The sequence below is a fragment of the Xanthomonas sp. NCPPB 1067 genome, assembly GCF_020783795.1.
GTDB lineage: Bacteria > Pseudomonadota > Gammaproteobacteria > Xanthomonadales > Xanthomonadaceae > Xanthomonas > Xanthomonas melonis.
In genome coordinates, this window is record NZ_JAJGQG010000034.1 from 22,836 (window position 1) to 41,618 (window position 18,783).

Genomic DNA, 18,783 nt, shown 5'->3' on the forward strand with positions numbered 1-18,783 from the left:
CATGTTCGTCTGGCGCAAGCGAGGCCTGGTATTCGATGTCGCGCGCGACGGAGTGGGCGGTTGGATGCAGCATGCGGCACTGACCCCGACGCCGTACCGGCTCTCGGCTGAGGTGCTGCGGATCTATGCGGGTTTCCGCGACACCCAAGGGGTAAGCCGGATCGGCTATGTGGACGTATGTGCCGACGCGCCCACCCGGGTCGTCGGAGTGAGTCGGCAGCCGGTTCTGGAGATCGGGCGCGACGGTTGTTTCGACGACAACGGCATGATCCTGGGCGACGTGGTGACCGGGCCGGATGGGCTCTACATGTTCTACGTGGGATTTCAGCGCGTGGCCAAGGCCAAGTTTCTTGCCTTCACCGGCCTGGCGGTGTCGCACGATGGGGGTGGGACCTTCCAGCGTCGTCAGGAGACACCGCTGCTGGACCGTGCTTCCGGCCGTAGCACGATCGCTGCCGTGCATTCGGTGCGCTACGAAGATGGCCGTTGGCGGCTGTGGTATGCGGCAGGGAACGACTGGGAGTACATCCATGGCCAGCCGTATCCGCGGTATCACATCCGCTACGTCGAGACCGACGACCTGCACAGCATCTCCAGCGACGACATCGCCTGCCTGCTGCCGCTCGGCGACGAATACCGTATCGGGCGTCCACGCGTGTACCGGTTTGGCGAGCGCTACCTGATGTACTTCACCCGCGGGGATGTCAGGGGTGGCTATTTTCCTGGCATCGCCTTCAGCAACGACGGCCTGCATTGGAAACGCGACGACTGCCAGCTTGGCGTGGAGCTGTCCGACACGGGCTGGGATGCGCAGGCGCTGTGCTATCCGGCACTGATCCAGCAGGGCGAGCGCGTGTTGATGTTCTACAACGGCAATGCCATGGGCCATGCCGGCTTCGGCCTGGCCGACGCCGCGATGCCAAGGGAGCTGCAGGGCGGCCATGTACTCGGTTAGACCTTATCTCCCCAGCGATGCGGCCGCCTGGGATGCGTTGGTGGCGTGTTCGCGCAATGGCAATCTGTTGCACCGACGCGGCTACATGGACTACCACGCCGATCGCTTCGTGGATGCGTCCCTGCTGATCGAGCGGGGCGGTGAGCCGGTCGCGGCGTTTCCCGCAAATGTCTGCGGCGACCGCGTCAGCAGTCATGCCGGGCTGACCTACGCCGGGCTGCTGTCGTCGATGGCGCTTCGCGCCGGGGCGACCTTGCAGGTGTTCGAGCAGATCGCGGAACACTACCGCGCGCGTGGCGTGAACGAGATCGTGTACAAGCCGGTGCCGCATGTCTTCCACACCTACCCGGCAGAAGAGGAGCTGTACGCATTGCATCGTGTCGGTGCGCAGTTGTACCGGCGCGACCTGTCCTCGGTGATTGCGCTGCGCCAGCCGTTCACGTTCAGTGCCGAGCGGCGGCGGTCGATCGGCAAGGCACGCAAGGCGGGGGTACAGGTGCAGATCGGCACCACATTGGAGGCGTTTCACGCATTGCTGAGCGAGGTCCTGCTCAGGCACGGCGTGGTGCCCACGCACCGATTGGACGAGCTGCAGCTGCTGCAGCGGCGCTTTCCGCATCACATCGTGCTGCACGAGGCGCATGCGCAGGGGCAGTTGCTCGCGGCAGCATTGGTGCTGGATTTCGGCCGTAGCGTGCACACCCAGTATCTGGCTGTGTCCGAGCACGGACGCCGACTCGATGCGCTGAGCCTGCTGCTGTCGGAGCTGATCACCCGGGTCTATGCGCAGCGCGAATGCTTCAGCTTCGGGATCTCCACCGAACAAGGCGGGCAGGTGCTCAATGAGGGCTTGGTCGAACAGAAGGAGCGCTTTGGCGCGCGTGCGGTGGTGCAGGATTCCTATCGGTGGACCTTGTGATAACTGTGCCGTTCCTGGATCTGCGCTCGGTCAACGCGCGCTATGCGGATGAGCTGAAGGCCGCCGCCGCGCGGGTGATCGATGCCGGCTGGTACGTACTCGGCCAGGAGCTGGCCGCGTTCGAAATGGAGTTCGCCCGCTATTGCGGCGCTGCCCATGCGGTGGGCGTGGGCAATGGCCTGGATGCGTTGTCGTTGATCCTGCGTGGATATCGCGAGCTAGGCGTGCTACGCGAAGGCGACGAGATCATCGTGCCGGCCAATACCTTCATCGCCACGTATCTGGCGATCAGTCAGAACCAGCTGGTGCTGGTGCCGGTGGAGCCGGATCCGGCAACCTTCAACATGGATCCGAACAGCGTGGAAAGAGCGATCCGCCCACGCACACGCGCGATCATGGCGGTGCATCTCTACGGGCAGCTGGCGGACATGGCATCGCTGCGCACGCTGGCACACCGGTACGGGCTATTGCTGATCGAGGATGCCGCGCAGGCGCACGGCGCTGCCGCACACGGGGTACGTGCGGGTGCCTTCGGGGATGCAGCCGCCTTCAGTTTCTTCCCGACCAAGAATCTCGGAGCGCTGGGCGATGGCGGGGCCGTGCTGACGTCCGATGTACGATTGGCTGAGCGCATTCGCGCCTTGCGCAACTATGGTTCGGAGGTGAAGTATCACCACCAGTGCCAGGGGGTCAACTCACGACTGGACGAACTGCAGGCGGCGATGCTGCGGGTCAAGCTCCGGCATCTGGACGAGGAGGTAGCACTGCGACGTGCCGTGGCGCAGCGCTATCTGCGCGAGATCGATCATCCCATGATCGCCCTGCCCAGCGTGGTGTCCGATGAGCAGCACGTTTGGCACCTCTTCGTGGTACGCAGCCCACGGCGCGACGCCTTGCAGGCACATTTGCTACAGCATGGCGTGCAGACCCAGATCCACTATCCAGTCCCCGCACATCGCCAGCCAGCTTACGCCACGTTGGGCGACGCCCACCTTCCGATCAGCGAACGCCTGCACGAGGAAGTGTTGAGTCTGCCGATGGGTCCGACCCTGGACGCGGCGTCGGTCGGCCGCGTGATTGCCGCATGCCAGGCATTCGAAGGCAGCGCATGAATGTCGTTCGCAGCAGCGTCTATACCGGTATCGCCACCCTGGCCAAGCTCCTGGCTGCACTGGTGGTCGTGAAGCTGGTGGCGGTGCATGCCGGGCCGCAAGGCATCGGCCGGCTGGGCCAGTTCCTCAATCTGATGTCGGTGCTGGCGGTCGTGGCGGGCGGCGGCATCAGCGCTGGGGTCGTCAAGTATGTGGCGCAGTATCGCGACGATCCTCAGGCACTGGCGCGCCTGTTCGGGGCGGCGTTGTGGTACGCGTTCTGGGCCGCCTGCCTGATGGCAGCGTTGACGCTGCTGTTCAGTGCAGCGATCGCCGAACGCCTGTTGGGAGATGCCAGCTACCGACCGCTGATCTGCGTGCTGGCGATCGCCCAACTGGGAATCGCCGCAGTCAACTATGGGTTGGCAGTGATGAACGGCTTCATGGATGTGCGCCGCCTTGCCTTCGTGCAGGTGAGCGGAGCGGCGATGAGCGTGGCGTTGGTGACCTGGTTGTCCAGCCGTGCCCAATTGCAGGGCGCCTTGCTGGGCCTGATCTTGGGACAGGTGTTATGGCTGTTGGCCGGAGTGCCGGCGGTGCGTTGCAGCCCGTACTTCCGCCGCGAGATGTTTCGGATACGGTTCGACGCGGCGATGACCCGCAGGCTGGCCGCGTTCTCGCTGATGACGCTGACGTCCACGCTGGTGCCGCAGCTGTCGATCATCCTGGTGCGCGATCATCTGGTCACGCAATTCGGATGGCAACAGGTCGGTTACTGGCAAGCCGTCAGCCGGGTGTCGGATGCGTATCTGCTGTTCTTCACCACCGCCATCAATGTGTACTACTTGCCCAAGCTCGCCTCCCTGCACGAACGCGCCGACCTGGCGCGCGAACTGCGCAGCGCGTATCGCCACGTGATGCCAGCCGTGGTCGCGATGGCATTGGGCGTGTATGCCTGCCGCGGTTGGATCACATGGCTCCTGTTCGATACCAATTTCGCGGACGCTGTCCCTCTGTACGCGCCACAATTGGTGGGCGATGTGATCAAGATCGCCGCCTTCGTGCTGTCCTATGTGATGTTGGCCAAGGCGATGACACGGCTGTTCGTGGTGTCGGAGTGCGTATTCGCCGCCAGTTACCTGGCACTGGTGTATCTGTTCAGCGCATGGTTCGGGCTGATCGGCGCGATGTACGCCTTCGTCGCCAACTATGCGCTCTATCTGCTGTTCAATGTGCTGGTAGTGCGGCGATATCTGGTACGGCCGGTATGAGCGATCAGGCGCAACCATCCGCGCGCGCGCGCTGGCCGCTGGTGTCGGTGCTGATCCCGGCGTTCAATCACGCGCGTTTCGTGCAGCGCTGCCTGGACAGCGTGCTGGAGGATCCCTACCCGAGCAAGGAGATCGTCATCGTCGACGACGGCTCCAGCGATGCGACCGCAGAGAAGATCGCGCAATGGGTCGCCATGCACGGGGGGCGGCTGCCGGTGCAATTCGTCCGGCGCGAGAACCGCGGGGTCGCGGCGACGCTCAACGAACTGGCCTTGCGCGCGAACGGCGAGTACTTGCGCCTTGGCGCCAGCGACGACTATCTGCTGGCAGGTGGGTTGGACGCGCAGGTGCGTTATCTGCGCGGGCACCCGCAGGCGCTGGCGGTGATCGGCGATGCCTGTGTGGTCGATCCGGATGGGCAGCTGTTGCATGCCAGTGCCATGCGTGACCTGCACGGGGTGGATGTCGATCTGTATCGTTCCACGTCCACTATCGCACGCGCGGTGATCCGTCACTGGGCGGTCAGCGGTGCGGTCGCGATGCTGCGGCGCTCCGCGTTCGATGTACGCAATGGCTGGGACGAATCACTACGTATCGAAGACTGGGATTTCTTCCTGAGGCTGGCGGCACGCAACGCCTTGGGATTCATCGACATGCCGGTATGCGCCTATCGCCTGCATGGGAGCAATCTGAGCAAGACGGCAGACGTCGCTTCGCGCATTGCCAACCTCGATGAATCGCGTCAGGTTGCGCTGCGCTGCGTGGCATTGTTCGATGAGCCCGAACGCACGCTGCTGCGCGCCCAGGCACGTTACATCGCAGCCAAGGTGGCGTTCCTGCGTCGCCGACCTCATCACGTGGTCGGCCATCTGGCGGCTTTTGCCTGGCTGTCATCGCCTTTTTCGCGTCGTGCCGGGTCGGTGCGCGGCGCCTCGGAGCCGGCATGAAGGCGTTGCTGCGCCGGCCTGCCAGCTATCTGGCGTTGCCAATGTTGCTCGCCTGTGCGCTGACGCTGTTGACCTACAGCTTGCCCGGCGACTACATCGCAGGTGTCGCCTTGCTGGCGATTGCCGCGGCGGCGGCCATGCTGTTGGATGCGGCTCTGGGAACGCGGCTGCCTGGCGCCGAGCGGTTCCGCGACTATCGCTACACCGGCACGCGCGATGCATTCCTTGCGCTGGCGCTGGCGGCGGGGGTGACTGCGTTCTGCATCGTGGACGTGGTGTTGTTTCCGATTCCGTTGTTCAGCGATCCGTCCTCGTATGCGACCTTGAGTCCGTTGCGCTCGCATGTGCGGCATGTCTCCAACATGTGCTGGATCCTGCCGCCGATCGCGCTGCTCTGCGTGCGTCACCGCGGGCTGCGCGTGGCGATGGTGACGCTGGGGTTCGTGTTCCCGATCATGGTGATCGACCGCAACCGCATCTTTGCCGGCCTGTTCTCGTTCGTGCTGGTGATGCTGTTGCGGCGCGACCCGGCGCAGCGGCTGCCGTGGAAGCGTATCTGCCTGCTGGCGGTGGCCGGCGGCGGCGTGTTTTCGCTGCTTGGCGCGCTGCGCTCCGGTTCGTTGGCCAGCGTGGCGCTGCCGTTCGGTGCGTTCTATCGGGCCATGCCGCAGGGCGTGCAATGGCTGCTGTTGTACATCAGTGCCGGCCCCTACAACTTCAGCGCGATTCTGGCCAAGGGCTACGTCAATGCGAGTTTCCTGATCAATCAGATCGTGCCGTTCAGTGGGTCCGTCGCTACGGCCGGCACCAGCATCCCGCTGGATGCGCCCAACATCAACGTGGGGACCGAATTCTTTCCGTTTCTGATGGCCTGGGGCGCACCGGGTGCGGTGGTCGCGCTGCTGGCGTTGTATGCCGGGCTGGTGTGGAGCGTGCGCCGCCTCAATGATTCGGTGTCGATCTTCCATGTGCTGATCTTCCTGCGCCTGGCCTATGCCTGCCTGATGTCGCCATTCGCACCGCAGGCTTTCACCTGGACCAACTTCGGCTTCATCGCGCTGTGCCTGCTGCTGCATGTCTGCACGCTACTGCTGCCCAATCGCAACGCAGCGCTTCCATCCGCGGCGTGACCGCGGCTTCTCCGTTTCTTCCGTTTCGAGCCAGCGCACCATGACCCAGCACGACGAAATCTATCTGATCGACCTGTGGCGCATCCTGCGCCGTGAGTGGCGTTGGGCACTGGCCGCCCTGGTGTTGGTGCTGGGCATCACGTTCGCTTTCCTGCGCGTGGCCCAGCCGCAGTGGGAAGCCACGGCCTGGATCCAGGTGGGCGAAATCGGGCCGACTCCAGCCGGGCGCGATCCCAAGGTCGAACCCTTCCAGCGGGTGATCGATCGCATGAGGACGCGGTTGTTCCAGGATGCGGTCCTGCGCCAGGCCGGGGTGCCGCTCAGGAGCCGTGCCGCGCAGATGTACCGCAGCAGCCTGAAACCGGATCCGGACCCGTACGCCAACCTGATCGGCATCACGATCCGCGCCGCGTCGCAGCAGCAGGCGCGGGCATTGGCGGAGGCAACGCTGGCCCAACTGCAGACCCTGCATGGCCAGACCAATGCCGCGGCGCTGGCGCTGGCGCGCACGCGTCTGCAGGGGCTGAACGAGGACCTGCGCGTGGCTCTGCTCAATCGTGCGCAGCTGCAGCGGCAACTGCAGGCTGCAGACGATGCCGCCGCTGCCACACCTGGGCAGATACTGGCCGGGGTGCTGCTGACCGACAGCAACACCACCATTCGCGCGATCAAGGGCGAGCGCGACGATCTGGTCGCCCGGCTGACCGCACGCTATACCTATCAGACCTCGCTGGCGTGGCCGCTGTACGTGCCCGAACAGCGGGCGTTTCCGAACGCGATCATGGTGTGGGCGGTCGGTCTGCTGGCCGGAGCAGGGCTGGGCGTGCTGATGGCGGTGGTGCGCAATGCCTGGCGCCGCCGCAGGCAGGTGGGCGCAGGCGTCACCGCCTGAGTCCCACGATTGGCCCGGTGCAGCCGGTGGCGCGATGGCCGCAGCCCTTGTGGACGATATCGCCGATCTGGCGCCGCACTGTCCGTGCACGCCGGCCGGGTGCCCGCCGGATGTTGGCGCTGTCCGCCCCGGGGTGGACAGCGCCCCACGCAGCTGCAACCAAACCGGCAGCGGGCGGCACCCACCGATCTATCGACGATGCCGCGGAGGCATCGCGCATGTGGAGAGTGCAGTGAAGTCAGCAGGACAGGCGAGGGAGGTGGCGCATGGCGTTGGCCAGTGAGCATGCGGCGCGCGGCGGCACGGTCGCGCCCGAGCAGTTGCTGGACACTCAGCGCGCCTTCGACAGCGTGGCGCCGGACTACGACGGCCCGCGTGGGAACAATGCGCTGATCCAGCGCATGCGTACCACCTTGTGGGACACGGTGGCGGCGCAGCTGCCGGTGGGTGCATCGTTGGTGGATCTGGGGTGCGGCACGGGCCTGGATGCCGGCGAATTCGCGCGTCGTGGTTACCGCGTTCTGGCAACCGACTGGTCGCCGGCCATGGTCGAGCGAACCCGCCAGCGCGCCGCCGCCCAGGGGTTGGAAACGCGACTGGCCGCCGCGCATGTGGGCATCCAGCAGCTGGATCAGCTCGCAGGCCCGTTCGATGGCATGTACTCCAATTTCGGCCCGCTCAACTGTGCGCCGGATCTGCCGGCGGTGGCTGCGCAATGCGCGCGCCTACTGCGTGCGGATGGCTGCCTGGTGTTCTCGGTGATCGGGCGCATCTGCCCGTGGGAAATCGGCCACTATGCGCTGCGCGGGCGTTTCAGGCGCGCGGCGGTACGCGCAGCCAGAGGGGCTACGGCCGTCGGTATGAACGGTCACACCATCTGGACCTGGTACCACCTGCCGCGCGAGTTCTATCGCGCGTTCGAGCCGCACTTCGCGTTGCACAGCTATCGCGCGTTGAGTCTGTTCCTGCCGCCGCCCTACCTGGTGGAGTTCTGCGAGCGGAATCCGCGGCTGTCTGCAGGCCTGGGTCGCCTGGATGACCGCCTTGGTGGATTGCCGTTGCTGCGCGAGATGGGCGATCACTTCCTGATCGTGCTGCGCAAGCGCTGAGGGGGATGGCAATGTCCATGGCCGACGTCTGCCTGCAGGGCGCACGCACGCTCACCCTGGCCGGCCCGTCGCACGCGCCGCTGCACCTGCGTGGGGGCCGTTTCGGCGGCACGCTCGGCATCGGCACCCTGCGACTGGACCTGCGCGGGCATGTGCTGGTGCCGGGGTTGATCAACGCCCACGATCATTTGCAGGTGAACTGCGTGCCGCCGTTGCCGCAGGTTGCGCCGTTTCCCAACAGCTATGCGTGGATCGAGGCGTTTCAGACCCATTTCGGGCATCCGGCCGTCGCGGCGGCGCTGCGTGTGCCCAAGGCAGTGCGGCTACGCCACGGGGGGCTGAAGAACTTGCTGGCAGGGGTCACCTGCGTTGCGCAGCACGATCCCTGGCATGCTGCCTTGGACGCAGCTGACTTTCCGGTCGGCCTGCTGCGTGATTTCGGATGGAGCTATGCGCTGGGCTGGACCGGCTACGGCCCTCCCGTGCAAGGCAGCTTTGCCGCTACCGCTTCGGACTTTCCGTGGATGATCCATCTGGCCGAAGGCACCGATGCAGTGGCATCGGCCGAGCTGGACGCACTGGATCGGCTCGGTTGCCTTGCGTCCAACACCGTACTGATCCACGGCGTGGGGATGGGCGAGCGGGATATCGAACGCGTCATCGCGTGCGGTGCAGCGGTGGTGTGGTGCCCGTCCAGCAATCTGGCGCTGCTGGGGCGCACGCTCGATCCATGGCGCCTGTGCATGGCCGGGCGGCTGACGCTCGGCAGCGACTCGCGCCTCAGCGGCGCACGCGATCTGCTGGAGGAGTTGCGTATCGCCACCGACAGCGGGCTGGCTGCGGATCTGCTGCTTGGGCTGGTCACCCACCACGGGGCACGCATCCTGCGCCTGCCGGAACGCGGGCGCATCGCGCCGGGTGCGGTGGCCGATCTGGTGATCGCGCACGACCGCGGCGGTGAGCCGGCGGCAAGCATCGTCGGCTGCGCGCGCAGCGAGTTGCGTGCGGTGATCCGCGACGGCAAGCCACGCATCGCCGATCCGGATTTCGCTCCCTGGTTCGAGGCTGCAGGGCTGCAGACCGTGCCGGTGTTACTGGATGGGCGCCCCAAGTTGCTCGAGGCGACATTGGCAGATCCAGCCGTGCTGGCGCTGGAGCCGGCTATCGAGCCAGTGTCGGCCATGAGGAGTGCGTCGCTACCGGATACCACACGCATCGGAGCGATATCGTGAGCGCGCCACCGCTGCTGGATCCCGCAGCCGCCTACGCGCTGTGGGCACAGAGCTATCCTCCGCACGCGCACAATCCGGTGATGCAGGCCGAACAACGCGCCATGCTCGGTCTGTTGCCGGCCGACCTGCAGGGCCAACACGTGGTGGATGTCGGCTGCGGCAGCGGCCGCTACATGCTGCACGCCTTGCACCGCGGCGCCCGACACATCACCGGGGTGGATCTGTCGCTCCCCATGCTGCGGCGCGCGCAGATGGAACTGGAGCAGCAGTGGCCGGCTGCGTGCGTCAGCTTGTGCCAGGGCAGCCTGGAACGGCTGCCGCTGGCCGAGGGCATTGCCGATCTGAGCATCTGCGGGCTGGTGGTCGGACATCTGGAGCGGCTATGCCCGGCACTGGAAGCGCTGTATCGCATCACGCGCAGCAATGGCATCGTGTTGTGCAGCGACGTGCATCCGATCGGCCATGCGCTGGGTTGGCGCCGCGACTTCAAGGCCGGCGGCGGGCATTACGCCGTACGCCACACCCAGCATCTGTACAGCCATTGGCATGCTGCATGCGCTGCCTTGGGCTTTGCGATCGAGGCAGTGGCCGAGCCAATGCTGGATCCGGCCGACATTCCCGCCGGTGCGCGCTTCGATCCGGCTGCGTTGCGGGTGCCGGTGGCGTTGGTGTTGCGGCTGCGGCGCACTGCATGACCAGCATGGGGTCATCCAGCATGCACGGTTGCCGCGCGCGGGGCGCAGGCTGGTGCGACGATGCTATTGCGCATTCGCAACGCGGATATCTCGGTTGCGCGCGAACAACATCTGCGAGGCGGGCCGGATGAGTCTGCATGTCGCGCAGCTCAATCTGGTTCCCACCCCCGAAGGGGCAAGCGTCGAGCAGGTGTTTGCGCAGTGGCCGTCGCTGGCCGACATCGCCGAAGCCGTGGCCAGTGCCGGGGTACGCGTCACCGTGATTCAGGCATCCCTGCTCGCGCAGGACATCGTGCGCGAGGGCGTGCATTACCGCTTCGTCGATCTGGGCATGCGCGGCAGCGCCGCGCGCGCCGCAACGCTGGCCGCGCTGCTGCAACAGCTCGGCTGCGAGGTGATCCATGTGCATGGGCTGGAATTCGCCGCCGACGCGAAGCGGCTTGCACGGCTGCTGCCGACACGGCCGATCCTGCTGCAGGACCATGCCAACCCGCCACCGCGCTGGTGGAGCCGGTGGCGGTGGCGTGTGCGTTACCGCGCTGTCGCCGCCATCGCCTTCACTTCGCTGGAACTGGCACGGCCATTCCAGCGTGCGCAGTTGTTTCGCGCCGACATGCCGCTCTTTGCGATTCCCGAGTGCAGTAGCCGCTTCACCCCTGGCGATCGGGTGAGTGCGCGCGCGCGAACGCAGCTGCATGGCGAGCCCTGCGTGCTGTGGGTCGGACACCTGAGCGCGGAGAAGGATCCGCTGTGCGTTCTCGATGCGATGGCGATCGTCGTGCGCGAGCTGCCACAGGCGCAGCTATGGTGCGTGTTCGACCAGGCGCCCTTGCTGGAACAGATCCAGCAGCGTCTGCGCGAGGATCCGCTGTTGGCCGAGCGCGTGCATCTGCTCGGCAAGGCAGCGCATGCGCACGTGCAGGAGCTGCTGCGTGCCAGCGACCTGTTCGTTTCCGCCAGCCATCGCGAGAGTTGCGGCTACGCTGCGATGGAAGCCTATGCCTGCGGCACCCTGCCGCTGCTCACCGATATTCCGGCCTTTCGCGCGCTCAGCGACAGCGGCACGATGGGTGAACTATGGCCGGTGGGCGATGCCGCGGCGTTGGCAGCCCTGCTGTTGCGCATCGCCCGGCAACCGCCCAGACGGGTACAGGTACGGGCTCATTTCGATGCGCGCCTGTCGTTTGCCGCGGTGGGCCAGCGCTGGGCACAGGCGTATGCACGGCTGTTGTCGCGCGTGCCGGGGGAGGGCGCATGAAGCTGGCCCTGGTGGTGCCGGGGGGAGTGGACCGCAGTGGCGACAGGCGGGTGATCCCGGTGGTGCTGACCTTGATCGAATGGCTGGCGCGCAATCACCAGGTACATGTGTTCGTGCTGCATCAGGAGCCGCTGCCGGGCAGTTGGACCTTGCGAGGCGCCACCATCCACAACATCGGCGCGACGCGTACGCGGCTGCGGGCCATCGCCGCCATCCGCGACGAACACCGACGTGCACCATTCGATGTGATTCAGGCGATCTTCTCCGGCCACTGCAGCCTGATCGCCGTGGCTGCGGCAACGCTGCTGCGGCGGCCCAGCCTGGTGCATATCGCCGGCGGCGAGCTGATCGCGTTGCATGCCATCGGCTACGGCGGTCGTCGCAAATGGCGTGGGCGTCTGCGCGAGGCGGTGATCCTGCGCATGGCAGGCTGCGTCACCGCCGCCAGTGCGCCAATCATCGCGTCGCTGCAGGCCCTGGGGATCGCCGCGCAGCGGGTGCCGCTGGGCGTGGATCTGCGCGCCTGGCCGATCGCGCCGCCGCGCGCGCGCGCCAGCGGCGTTGCCCGGCTATTGCATGTGGCCAGCCTCAATCCCGTCAAGGACCAGACCACCCTGCTGCAGGCGATGGCTGCGCTCAAGCGCGCCGGCGTGGCCTTCGTGCTCGAGGTGGTCGGCGTCGATACGCTGGACGGGGCGATACAAGGTCTGGCGCGGCAGCTGGGCCTGCACGAGCAGGTGCGTTTCGTCGGCTTCAAGACGCAGCGGGAGCTGCGCCCGCTGATGCTGGCGGCCGATCTGCTGGTGCACTCGTCGCTGCACGAAGCCGGGCCGATGGTGCTGCTGGAAGCGGCGGTCGCCGGCGTTCCGACGGTAGGCACCGGGGTCGGGCACCTGCTCGAATGGGCACCGACCGCCGCGCTGGCGGTGCCACCGGGCGACTGGGCCGGCTTGGCCGAGGCCATCCGTCAGGTGCTCGCCGACGACGAGCTGCGCCTGCGCCTGGCCTGGGCTGCGCAGTGCCGCGCCGTGCGCGAAGACGCAGGCTTCACCACGCGTGCCTTCGAGCAGATCCATCGCCGATTGTGCGAACAGCGCCCGCTGTCCTGAGGACGTATCCTGCGTGCGGCGCCCGTCGACCGAGGATATGTCGCGGCCAGTCCGCCAGGCACGCAGCGTGATCGGGCGATGCATGCGTGCCAGGCGATGCATGATGCCATCCGGTACGCGCCGAGCATTGCGAGAAACAACGCATCGTGCGTAGGAGCGCACCCGGGCGCGACAGGCGTGACCGATAAGGTCTTCGCGCGTGGCCGCGTTCCTGCACGATGGCGCCTGCACCACGGCGTTCATGACGTCTTGGCTCGTCGAATCACGACGATGCTCGCTCTGCCGCGATCAAACAACGCGCGGCGCTAGGCGCTACGCCGGCCGCAGATACCCGTCAAGCGCGGCGCGCACCACGTACAGCATATCGGTGCGCGGCACCGGCCGGGTCAGGCGTGTCAGCAGGCGCTGGGTCTGGGTCTGGCGGACCCACGGGCGGTCCTGCAGCCACAGCTGGGTCCGCAACATGTCCGCGCGTTCCTTGCGGCTTTCTGCCGGTGGTGCCACCCGATTGTGCAGATACCGGCGCGCCTCCTCCAGCGAGGCGCACCATGCGATGCCTGGCAGTGCGGACAGCCACAGGTTGGAGCAGGACGCGGTGGTCAGCGTCTGCTGCGCGACACGCAGGCGCAGCAGACGCGGGCAGTGCGCATGCAGCCGTGTCATCACCTGCGTCGGCACCACGGTACGGTAGTACCGTTGCAGCAACAGCAGCGGCGGCAATGCCCACCAGGGCGTCACTTCCGGGTCTTCCCATAGGACGTCCCAGTCGCGCGGGCCCATGCGCGTGGCCAGCAGTGCGAGATCGTGCAGATGCATCAGCCGGATGCTGCGATGGCAGATGCCGCCGGCGGCATGCAGCAGCAGATGGCACATGAGCGCACCGACGCCGGGGTAGGGATTCAACCCCGGTTGCGGGCGCTCGGGCCGGATGCGTGCGGTGATGTCCACGCTGCGCAGCGGCAGACGTTCCTGGATGCGGGTGTGCAACTCGATATTGATCGGCGCATCGCGGTGCTCGCCCAGGCCGGCGATCGCAGCGCCGTGCGTTGGCGTGAACACCTGGTGTTTCCACTGTTCGAACGCGCTCTTGTAGCCGAGCGCGCACAACAGTGCCGCTGCGGCCGGCGCATCGTCCGGTTCCACCAGCAGGTCGATATCGGCCATCGGGCGGTCGCCCGGCAGATACACCCCAAGCCGGTGCAGTGCAGTGCCCTTCAACCCCACCAGTGCGATGCCGGCGCTACGCGCGGCGCTGTCGATCTGGGTCAGCAGCAGCGCGATACGCCGATGCCGGTCCTCGACATGCAGGCGCTGTTCGCTCAGGAAATGCGTCCAGTCGGCGTTCTGCCACAGCGAGCGTCGCTGCAGTAGTGGCGAGATCCCGTGCGCAGCGGCGGCGGCGGCGGCCAGCTGCCACTGCAGCCGGCTCCACTGCGGCGCGTCGTTGCCGGGTTGGGCCAGCTCCTGCGCAAGACGCTCGGTGGCGGTGCGCAGGCCGTGTCTGATGGTGCGTAGCGAAGGCTGCATGGGTATCCCGGAGAATCGGAAGAAGATCGGCAGAACGATGCTTGCCTGATGAGGATCGGACGGTGATGCCGGTGAGCGGCGTCGGCCCGGCTCGCGTGCGACGCGCTCAGCCCACCAGCACCGCAGCCAGTGGCCGCCGCGCGCGTGCGGCAACCTCGCTCAGCGGTACGTTGCGGTGCAGATGTTCGGAGGCGATCAGCGCGGACCAACGCGCTTCCAACTGCTCGGACGCCTGCGCGAGCGCAGCGGCGTCCATGCGCGTACGCGCCTGCTGCAGGTCAACCTGCGTGTGCAGCAGATCGCGCACACTGCGGTAGAACTCGGTGTCGTAGGCGCCACGGAACATCATCGCCAGGTCGTCGCTGTCCTGCCAATGCGTCTTGCCGCCCAGTTGATTCTTCACTTCCTCATAGAACTTGGTGCCCGGCAGTGGATAGGACACGCTGACGCCGATGATGTCCGGATCGGCCTGGGTCACCAGGGCGCGCGTGGCCAGGATGTCGTCCAGTTCCTCGCCCAGGTAGCCAAGCTGGATGAAGAAGCCCACGCGGATGCCGTGTGCAGCCAGTCGTTGGCGGGCCGCGATCACCTCGGCCACCTGCGTGCCCTTGGTCATCTTGTCCAGAATGCGCTGGCTGCCGCTCTCCGCGCCGATCCAGGCTTCGGAACACCCGGCGCGCGCCAGGGCGGCTGCCATGCGGTCGCTGGTCAGATCGGCGCGGGTCTGGATGGTGAACGGCACGACACCATCGGCTTCGCTCAGCCGCTGCGCGAATGTCTCCACCCAGTCGATATGGAAGCCGAAGATGTCGTCGGCCATCCACAGATGGTCGGGCTGGAAGTTGCGTTTGAGGTGGATCACTTCGGCCGCCACGTCCTCTGCGCCGCGCCGGGCATAGTGGTTGCCCCAGATCGGCTTGGCGCACCAGTTGCAGCGGAACGGACAACCGCGCGAGGCGGCCATGTTCAGACTGAAATATCCGTGCCGTTGCCGCCAGAACCGTTGATAGCGCGGCATGTCGACCAGGTCCCAGGCAGGCAGCCCGCTCAGGCGCGCGTCCGGTGGTTGCGCGCCTGGATGCAGCAACGCCCCGGAAGGCTGCCCGGTGGCGATGCGCTGCACGCCCGTCAGCCAGGTTGTGGTGTCCAGCTGCGCATCGGCTTCCAGGCGTTCGAGCAGCGCGATCAACGGGGCGATGCCTTCGCCGATCAATACCGCATGCGCGCCGGCGGCCAGGAACACGTCCGGGTTGTCGGAGGCATCCGAGCCGGCCACCAAGACCCGGCAGCCGGCCGCGCGCGCCTGCCCGATCATGCGGCAAGCCGCCTCGCGCATGCGGCTCAGGCACATCTTGGTGAGGAAGTTGAAATTGTCTTCGTAGAAGACCACCAACTCCGGCTGCGCATCGTGCAAGGCCTTGGTGTAGTCCTCGACATCGTCGGCCAGCATCGCGTCGAACAGGCTCAGGCTGTGTCCGCGCTCGCGCAGCAATGCGGCGATCTGCAGGGTGGCCAGCGGCGGATACGGCTTGCCGCGCTCCCATTGTTTTGGGTCGTAACGCAGGAAATACGAATGACTGACCTGAATCTTTAGCATCTGCACGCGGCTCTCGTTCTGACGCCGGGCAACGCGCAACGGGCTGCGCATATACCGGCATTCGGCTCGGCAGTAGGTGCGCGCACAGGCGTCTTTGGTTGCGCTGCTGCGCTGCGTGAGGTGGCAACCGGTGACCCCTGTTCAGTGCCTACAGCGATGCAACCTTTGCGCGTGCAGCCGGCACACACCGGCTGATCGGTGCATTGGATGACAGGCATGCCGCAGTCGGCTGCGTTGGCGCAATACCAGCCGCTGGAAGAGCGCGCACGCGACGCGGCGCAGGCGGCCGTGGCGGCAGACCCGTTCGGCGAACAACGCCTGCGCGCTTTCAGCGTGCAGCGGCAGATTCTCGGTGCGCGGTTTCACTTCCACAGCGACAGCCCCGCGCTGCTGGCCCTGGTCGAAACCGCCTACGCCGGGCTTCCCGCGCATCGTCTGCCCGATGCGCCGCAGTTCCAGATCACGCTGGATCTGGTGCCCGCAGCGCAGGCCAGCGTCGCCGGCGAGCCGCCGCCGGTGCGTACGCACGCGGCGGGCGGCCTGGTCTGTGGCGTCATGGATGCCTGCAACTATCTGATGCTGTCGGTACCGCAGCGCCGCGCCATGCTGGTGGTCTCCGAGGACATGCTGGCGCATGCGTATCACGTGCGCTACGAGCTGATCGAGTTTGCGGTGTTCCTGCTGGCGGCGCGCGGCATGGGGTTGGTGCCGCTGCATGGCGCCTGCGTAGGGCGGCGCGGCCGCGGCGTGCTGCTGCTCGGTGCCAGCGGGGCGGGCAAGTCCACGCTGGCGCTGCACAGCCTGCTGCACGGGCTGGACTTCATCGCCGAAGACGGCGTGTTCGTGGCGCCGGACAGCCTGCTGACCACCGGTGTCGCCAACTTCCTGCATCTGAGGCCGGAAGCCTTGGCGCTGGTCGATGCGCAAACGCGCGCATGGATCGGCGCCTCGCCCGTCATCCGCCGCCGCAGCGGCGTGGAAAAGTTTGAAGTCGACATCCGCCACGGGCATGCCACGCTTGCGCCGGTGCCCTTGCAGCTATGCGCGGTGGTGATGCTCTCGCCACTGCCGTCCCGCACATCGGCCACTGGCTTGGCGGCGGTGCCGTCCGCGCAGATTGCGCAGTGCCTGCAGCGCGACCAACCCTATGCCGCCGGCCAGCCGGGCTGGCAACGTTTCGTGGCGCAGGTACAGCGCATCGGCATGTTCACCCTGCACCGCGGCCCGCACCCGCAGGCCTCGCTGAACGCCTTGCTGGACCTGCTGCAATGAGGACACTGCAGCACCGGCGGCATGCACAGGCCGGCACCAGCGGCGATGCGTGCGACTGATGGTTCGCGGTGCGCATGATCGGATCCGGGCCGCGCTGTGCAGCTTCGTCGATACGTTGGAGCGGGCAGACCGGCTGGCCGTCGCGATGTACGTCGCGGTGTCGCTGGCGGCTGCATGCGTCGGCAGCATCGCGGCAGTGTGTCTGTTGCCGTTGGTGCAGCCCGGGCACAGCGTGCAGCTGGCCGGCCATCTGCTGATCTTGCCAGGTGGCTTGGCGGTGCAGGCAGGGCTGTTCGTGGTCGTCAGCATGGTGTTCGCGCTGGCGCGTTGGCATGGCGCACGGCTGGCCGCACGCCTGACCAGCCGCTATGCGATCGGCCTGCGCCGCCGCGTCCATGGCGCACTGATGGGCGCGCCGTTGCCAGCCCTGTCGGGCGCAAGTTCGGCAGAAATCGCCAACGTGCTCACCTACAACGTCGAAATCGCCACGCAGGGGTTCAGTGCGGTGTTGCAGCTGCTGGTGGCCGGCATCACGGCCTTGGTCAGCATGTGCGTGGCGGTCCTGATCGTTCCGGCGCTGCTGCTCGCCGCGCCATTGCTCGCGCTGCTGGCCTGGCTGGGCCTGCGCATCTCCGGCAGCGAGACACAGGCGCGCATCAGCCGCGACTACGTGGCCGACATGACCCAGTTGTTCTGGTTGAGCGAGGACTTCCCACGCCGCCTGCGCCATGTGCGTTCGTTTCAGCGCGAAGCGGTGGAACTCCGGCATTACGAGCACATGTCCAACCGCCTGGGGCAGGGCTATGCGCGTCAGCAGGAACTGGTGGCCGGCAGCCGGATGGTGCTGGAACTCACTGCGGTGGCTGTCATCGCCGGCATCCTGGTGCTGGCCAACCTGTGGCAGGGTGCCGACCGCGCTGCACTGATCGCGGTCGGCCTGCTGCTCGGCCGCCTGCTGCCGTATCTGGTCACCACGCGGCAAAGCGTGCAGCAGCTGCGATCGGCCTGGCCGGCATTGCAGCTGTGGCGGCGCTACGTGGAGCTGGACACGGCGTGCACACCCGTGTCGTGCGAGGCGGGCGAACGGCTGCCGGGTGTGCTGCACCTGGAGCACATCGGTCTGGCGCCGCCGCTGCCGGCGCTGGCGATCGATGGGCTGTTGCTGGTCCCAGGCGAGATGACGCTGGTCATCGGCCCGTCCGGCATCGGCAAGAGCAGCCTGATGGACGTTCTCTCCGGGCAGACGCCGCCGTTGCTGTTCGAGGCGCATGTGGAGGGGCGTCGGCTGGATTTTGCGGCCTACCGCCAGTTGATCCGCAACAGCGCCTACGTCAGCCAGGCCGTGCGCCCCTGGCAGCGCAGCGTGCGCGATTGTCTGCAATGGGTGCTGCCGGGCGCGTCCGATTCGCGGATGTGGGACGTGCTGCGCGATGTCGGGCTGGGTGCCCGCCTGCAACGCGACGGGCAGGGGCTGGACACCGTCATCCATGGCCAGGAAGGGCGCCTGTCCGGCGGTGAATTGCAGCGGCTGCTGCTGGCGCAGGTGTTGTTGCGCGCGCCAAGTCTGGCAGTGCTGGACGAAGCCACCAGCGCACTCGATGCGGAGGCTGAACAGCAGGTGCTGCTGATGTTGCGGCAGCGGTTGCCGCAGACTGCCTTGGTGGTGGTGTCACACCGCACCAGCCTGGCCGCAGTGGCCGATCGCACGGTTGCGCTGGGCAGCGCGCCTGCCGCGCCGTCTCCGAGCAACGTCGCGGCACTGGCAGCGCCTCGCGGCGC

General features: G+C 66.9%; 16 protein-coding genes. 14 read left to right on the forward strand and 2 right to left on the reverse strand.

Annotated elements, in window-relative coordinates:
- Window position 1 precedes the first annotated feature (1 nt).
- The 12 genes from LL962_RS18580 (at window position 2) to LL962_RS18635 (ending at window position 12,608) form a co-directional block, all read left to right on the forward strand.
- Window positions 2-955, forward strand: a complete 954-nt coding sequence (locus tag LL962_RS18580; protein WP_228317980.1) for a hypothetical protein — start codon at window positions 2-4, stop codon at window positions 953-955.
- Window positions 942-1,874: a GNAT family N-acetyltransferase gene (locus LL962_RS18585; protein ID WP_228317981.1), complete on the forward strand. Its 933-nt coding sequence runs from the start codon at window positions 942-944 to the stop codon at window positions 1,872-1,874. Before LL962_RS18580 ends, LL962_RS18585 begins: the two co-directional genes overlap by 14 nt.
- Window positions 1,874-2,986, forward strand: a complete 1,113-nt coding sequence (locus LL962_RS18590; protein WP_228317993.1) for a DegT/DnrJ/EryC1/StrS family aminotransferase — start codon at window positions 1,874-1,876, stop codon at window positions 2,984-2,986. Before LL962_RS18585 ends, LL962_RS18590 begins: the two co-directional genes overlap by 1 nt.
- The gene (locus LL962_RS18595) at window positions 2,983-4,236 is read left to right on the forward strand and encodes an O-antigen translocase (RefSeq protein ID WP_228317982.1); all 1,254 of its coding nucleotides are present in this window, start codon (window positions 2,983-2,985) and stop codon (window positions 4,234-4,236) included. The genes LL962_RS18590 and LL962_RS18595 overlap by 4 nt, the downstream gene beginning before the upstream one ends.
- A complete protein-coding gene (locus tag LL962_RS18600; protein WP_228317983.1) occupies window positions 4,233-5,183 on the forward strand; it encodes a glycosyltransferase in 951 nt (316 codons plus the stop codon). The genes LL962_RS18595 and LL962_RS18600 overlap by 4 nt, the downstream gene beginning before the upstream one ends.
- Complete coding sequence (locus LL962_RS18605) at window positions 5,180-6,313, forward strand: hypothetical protein (protein ID WP_228317984.1); 1,134 nt, start codon at window positions 5,180-5,182, stop codon at window positions 6,311-6,313. Before LL962_RS18600 ends, LL962_RS18605 begins: the two co-directional genes overlap by 4 nt.
- A 40-nt stretch (window positions 6,314-6,353) precedes the next feature.
- The gene (locus LL962_RS18610; RefSeq protein ID WP_228317985.1) at window positions 6,354-7,205 is read left to right on the forward strand and encodes a Wzz/FepE/Etk N-terminal domain-containing protein; all 852 of its coding nucleotides are present in this window, start codon (window positions 6,354-6,356) and stop codon (window positions 7,203-7,205) included.
- Between the two features lie 266 nt (window positions 7,206-7,471).
- Window positions 7,472-8,314 (forward strand): class I SAM-dependent methyltransferase, encoded by an 843-nt coding sequence (locus LL962_RS18615; protein ID WP_104588283.1) that lies wholly within the window; start codon window positions 7,472-7,474, stop codon window positions 8,312-8,314.
- Between the two features lie 11 nt (window positions 8,315-8,325).
- Window positions 8,326-9,546 (forward strand): amidohydrolase family protein, encoded by a 1,221-nt coding sequence (locus LL962_RS18620; RefSeq protein WP_228317986.1) that lies wholly within the window; start codon window positions 8,326-8,328, stop codon window positions 9,544-9,546.
- Window positions 9,543-10,241: a class I SAM-dependent methyltransferase gene (locus LL962_RS18625; RefSeq protein WP_228317987.1), complete on the forward strand. Its 699-nt coding sequence runs from the start codon at window positions 9,543-9,545 to the stop codon at window positions 10,239-10,241. Before LL962_RS18620 ends, LL962_RS18625 begins: the two co-directional genes overlap by 4 nt.
- 127 nt (window positions 10,242-10,368) lie before the next feature.
- Window positions 10,369-11,499 carry a glycosyltransferase family 4 protein gene (locus LL962_RS18630; protein ID WP_104588358.1) on the forward strand — a complete coding sequence of 377 codons (1,131 nt, stop codon included), beginning with the start codon at window positions 10,369-10,371 and terminating at the stop codon, window positions 11,497-11,499.
- A complete protein-coding gene (locus tag LL962_RS18635) occupies window positions 11,496-12,608 on the forward strand; it encodes a glycosyltransferase family 4 protein (RefSeq protein WP_228317988.1) in 1,113 nt (370 codons plus the stop codon). The genes LL962_RS18630 and LL962_RS18635 overlap by 4 nt, the downstream gene beginning before the upstream one ends.
- Window positions 12,609-12,920: 312 nt before the next feature.
- Here LL962_RS18635 and LL962_RS18640 read toward each other — a convergent pair whose 3' ends face one another.
- A complete protein-coding gene (locus LL962_RS18640) occupies window positions 12,921-14,135 on the reverse strand; it encodes a nucleotidyltransferase family protein (protein ID WP_228317989.1) in 1,215 nt (404 codons plus the stop codon).
- 106 nt (window positions 14,136-14,241) lie between these two features.
- The gene (locus LL962_RS18645; RefSeq protein WP_228317990.1) at window positions 14,242-15,783 is read right to left on the reverse strand and encodes a B12-binding domain-containing radical SAM protein; all 1,542 of its coding nucleotides are present in this window, start codon (window positions 15,781-15,783) and stop codon (window positions 14,242-14,244) included.
- Window positions 15,784-15,948: 165 nt separating this feature from the next.
- Here LL962_RS18645 and LL962_RS18650 point away from each other — a divergent pair, with 165 nt between their 5' ends.
- Together LL962_RS18650 and LL962_RS18655 are read left to right on the forward strand one after the other, a co-directional pair.
- Window positions 15,949-17,004 carry a serine kinase gene (locus tag LL962_RS18650; RefSeq protein ID WP_228317991.1) on the forward strand — a complete coding sequence of 352 codons (1,056 nt, stop codon included), beginning with the start codon at window positions 15,949-15,951 and terminating at the stop codon, window positions 17,002-17,004.
- A 58-nt stretch (window positions 17,005-17,062) separates the two neighbouring features.
- The coding region (locus LL962_RS18655; RefSeq protein ID WP_228317994.1) for an ATP-binding cassette domain-containing protein at window positions 17,063-18,783 on the forward strand (1,721 nt) is incomplete at its 3' end.

Excerpts from the sequence above, each read along its gene's own strand:
- LL962_RS18580 (WP_228317980.1), top strand. The coding sequence starts at position 2 with ATGTTCGTCTGGCGCAAGCGAGGCCTGGTATTCGATGTCGCGCGCGAC.
- LL962_RS18585 (WP_228317981.1), top strand. The coding sequence starts at position 942 with ATGTACTCGGTTAGACCTTATCTCCCCAGCGATGCGGCCGCCTGGGAT.
- LL962_RS18595 (WP_228317982.1), top strand. The coding sequence starts at position 2,983 with ATGAATGTCGTTCGCAGCAGCGTCTATACCGGTATCGCCACCCTGGCC.
- LL962_RS18600 (WP_228317983.1), top strand. The coding sequence starts at position 4,233 with ATGAGCGATCAGGCGCAACCATCCGCGCGCGCGCGCTGGCCGCTGGTG.
- LL962_RS18605 (WP_228317984.1), top strand. The coding sequence starts at position 5,180 with ATGAAGGCGTTGCTGCGCCGGCCTGCCAGCTATCTGGCGTTGCCAATG.
- LL962_RS18610 (WP_228317985.1), top strand. The coding sequence starts at position 6,354 with ATGACCCAGCACGACGAAATCTATCTGATCGACCTGTGGCGCATCCTG.
- LL962_RS18615 (WP_104588283.1), top strand. The coding sequence starts at position 7,472 with ATGGCGTTGGCCAGTGAGCATGCGGCGCGCGGCGGCACGGTCGCGCCC.
- LL962_RS18620 (WP_228317986.1), top strand. The coding sequence starts at position 8,326 with ATGTCCATGGCCGACGTCTGCCTGCAGGGCGCACGCACGCTCACCCTG.
- LL962_RS18630 (WP_104588358.1), top strand. The coding sequence starts at position 10,369 with ATGAGTCTGCATGTCGCGCAGCTCAATCTGGTTCCCACCCCCGAAGGG.
- LL962_RS18635 (WP_228317988.1), top strand. The coding sequence starts at position 11,496 with ATGAAGCTGGCCCTGGTGGTGCCGGGGGGAGTGGACCGCAGTGGCGAC.
- LL962_RS18640 (WP_228317989.1), bottom strand. The coding sequence starts at position 14,135 with ATGCAGCCTTCGCTACGCACCATCAGACACGGCCTGCGCACCGCCACC.
- LL962_RS18645 (WP_228317990.1), bottom strand. The coding sequence starts at position 15,783 with ATGCGCAGCCCGTTGCGCGTTGCCCGGCGTCAGAACGAGAGCCGCGTG.
- LL962_RS18650 (WP_228317991.1), top strand. The coding sequence starts at position 15,949 with ATGCCGCAGTCGGCTGCGTTGGCGCAATACCAGCCGCTGGAAGAGCGC.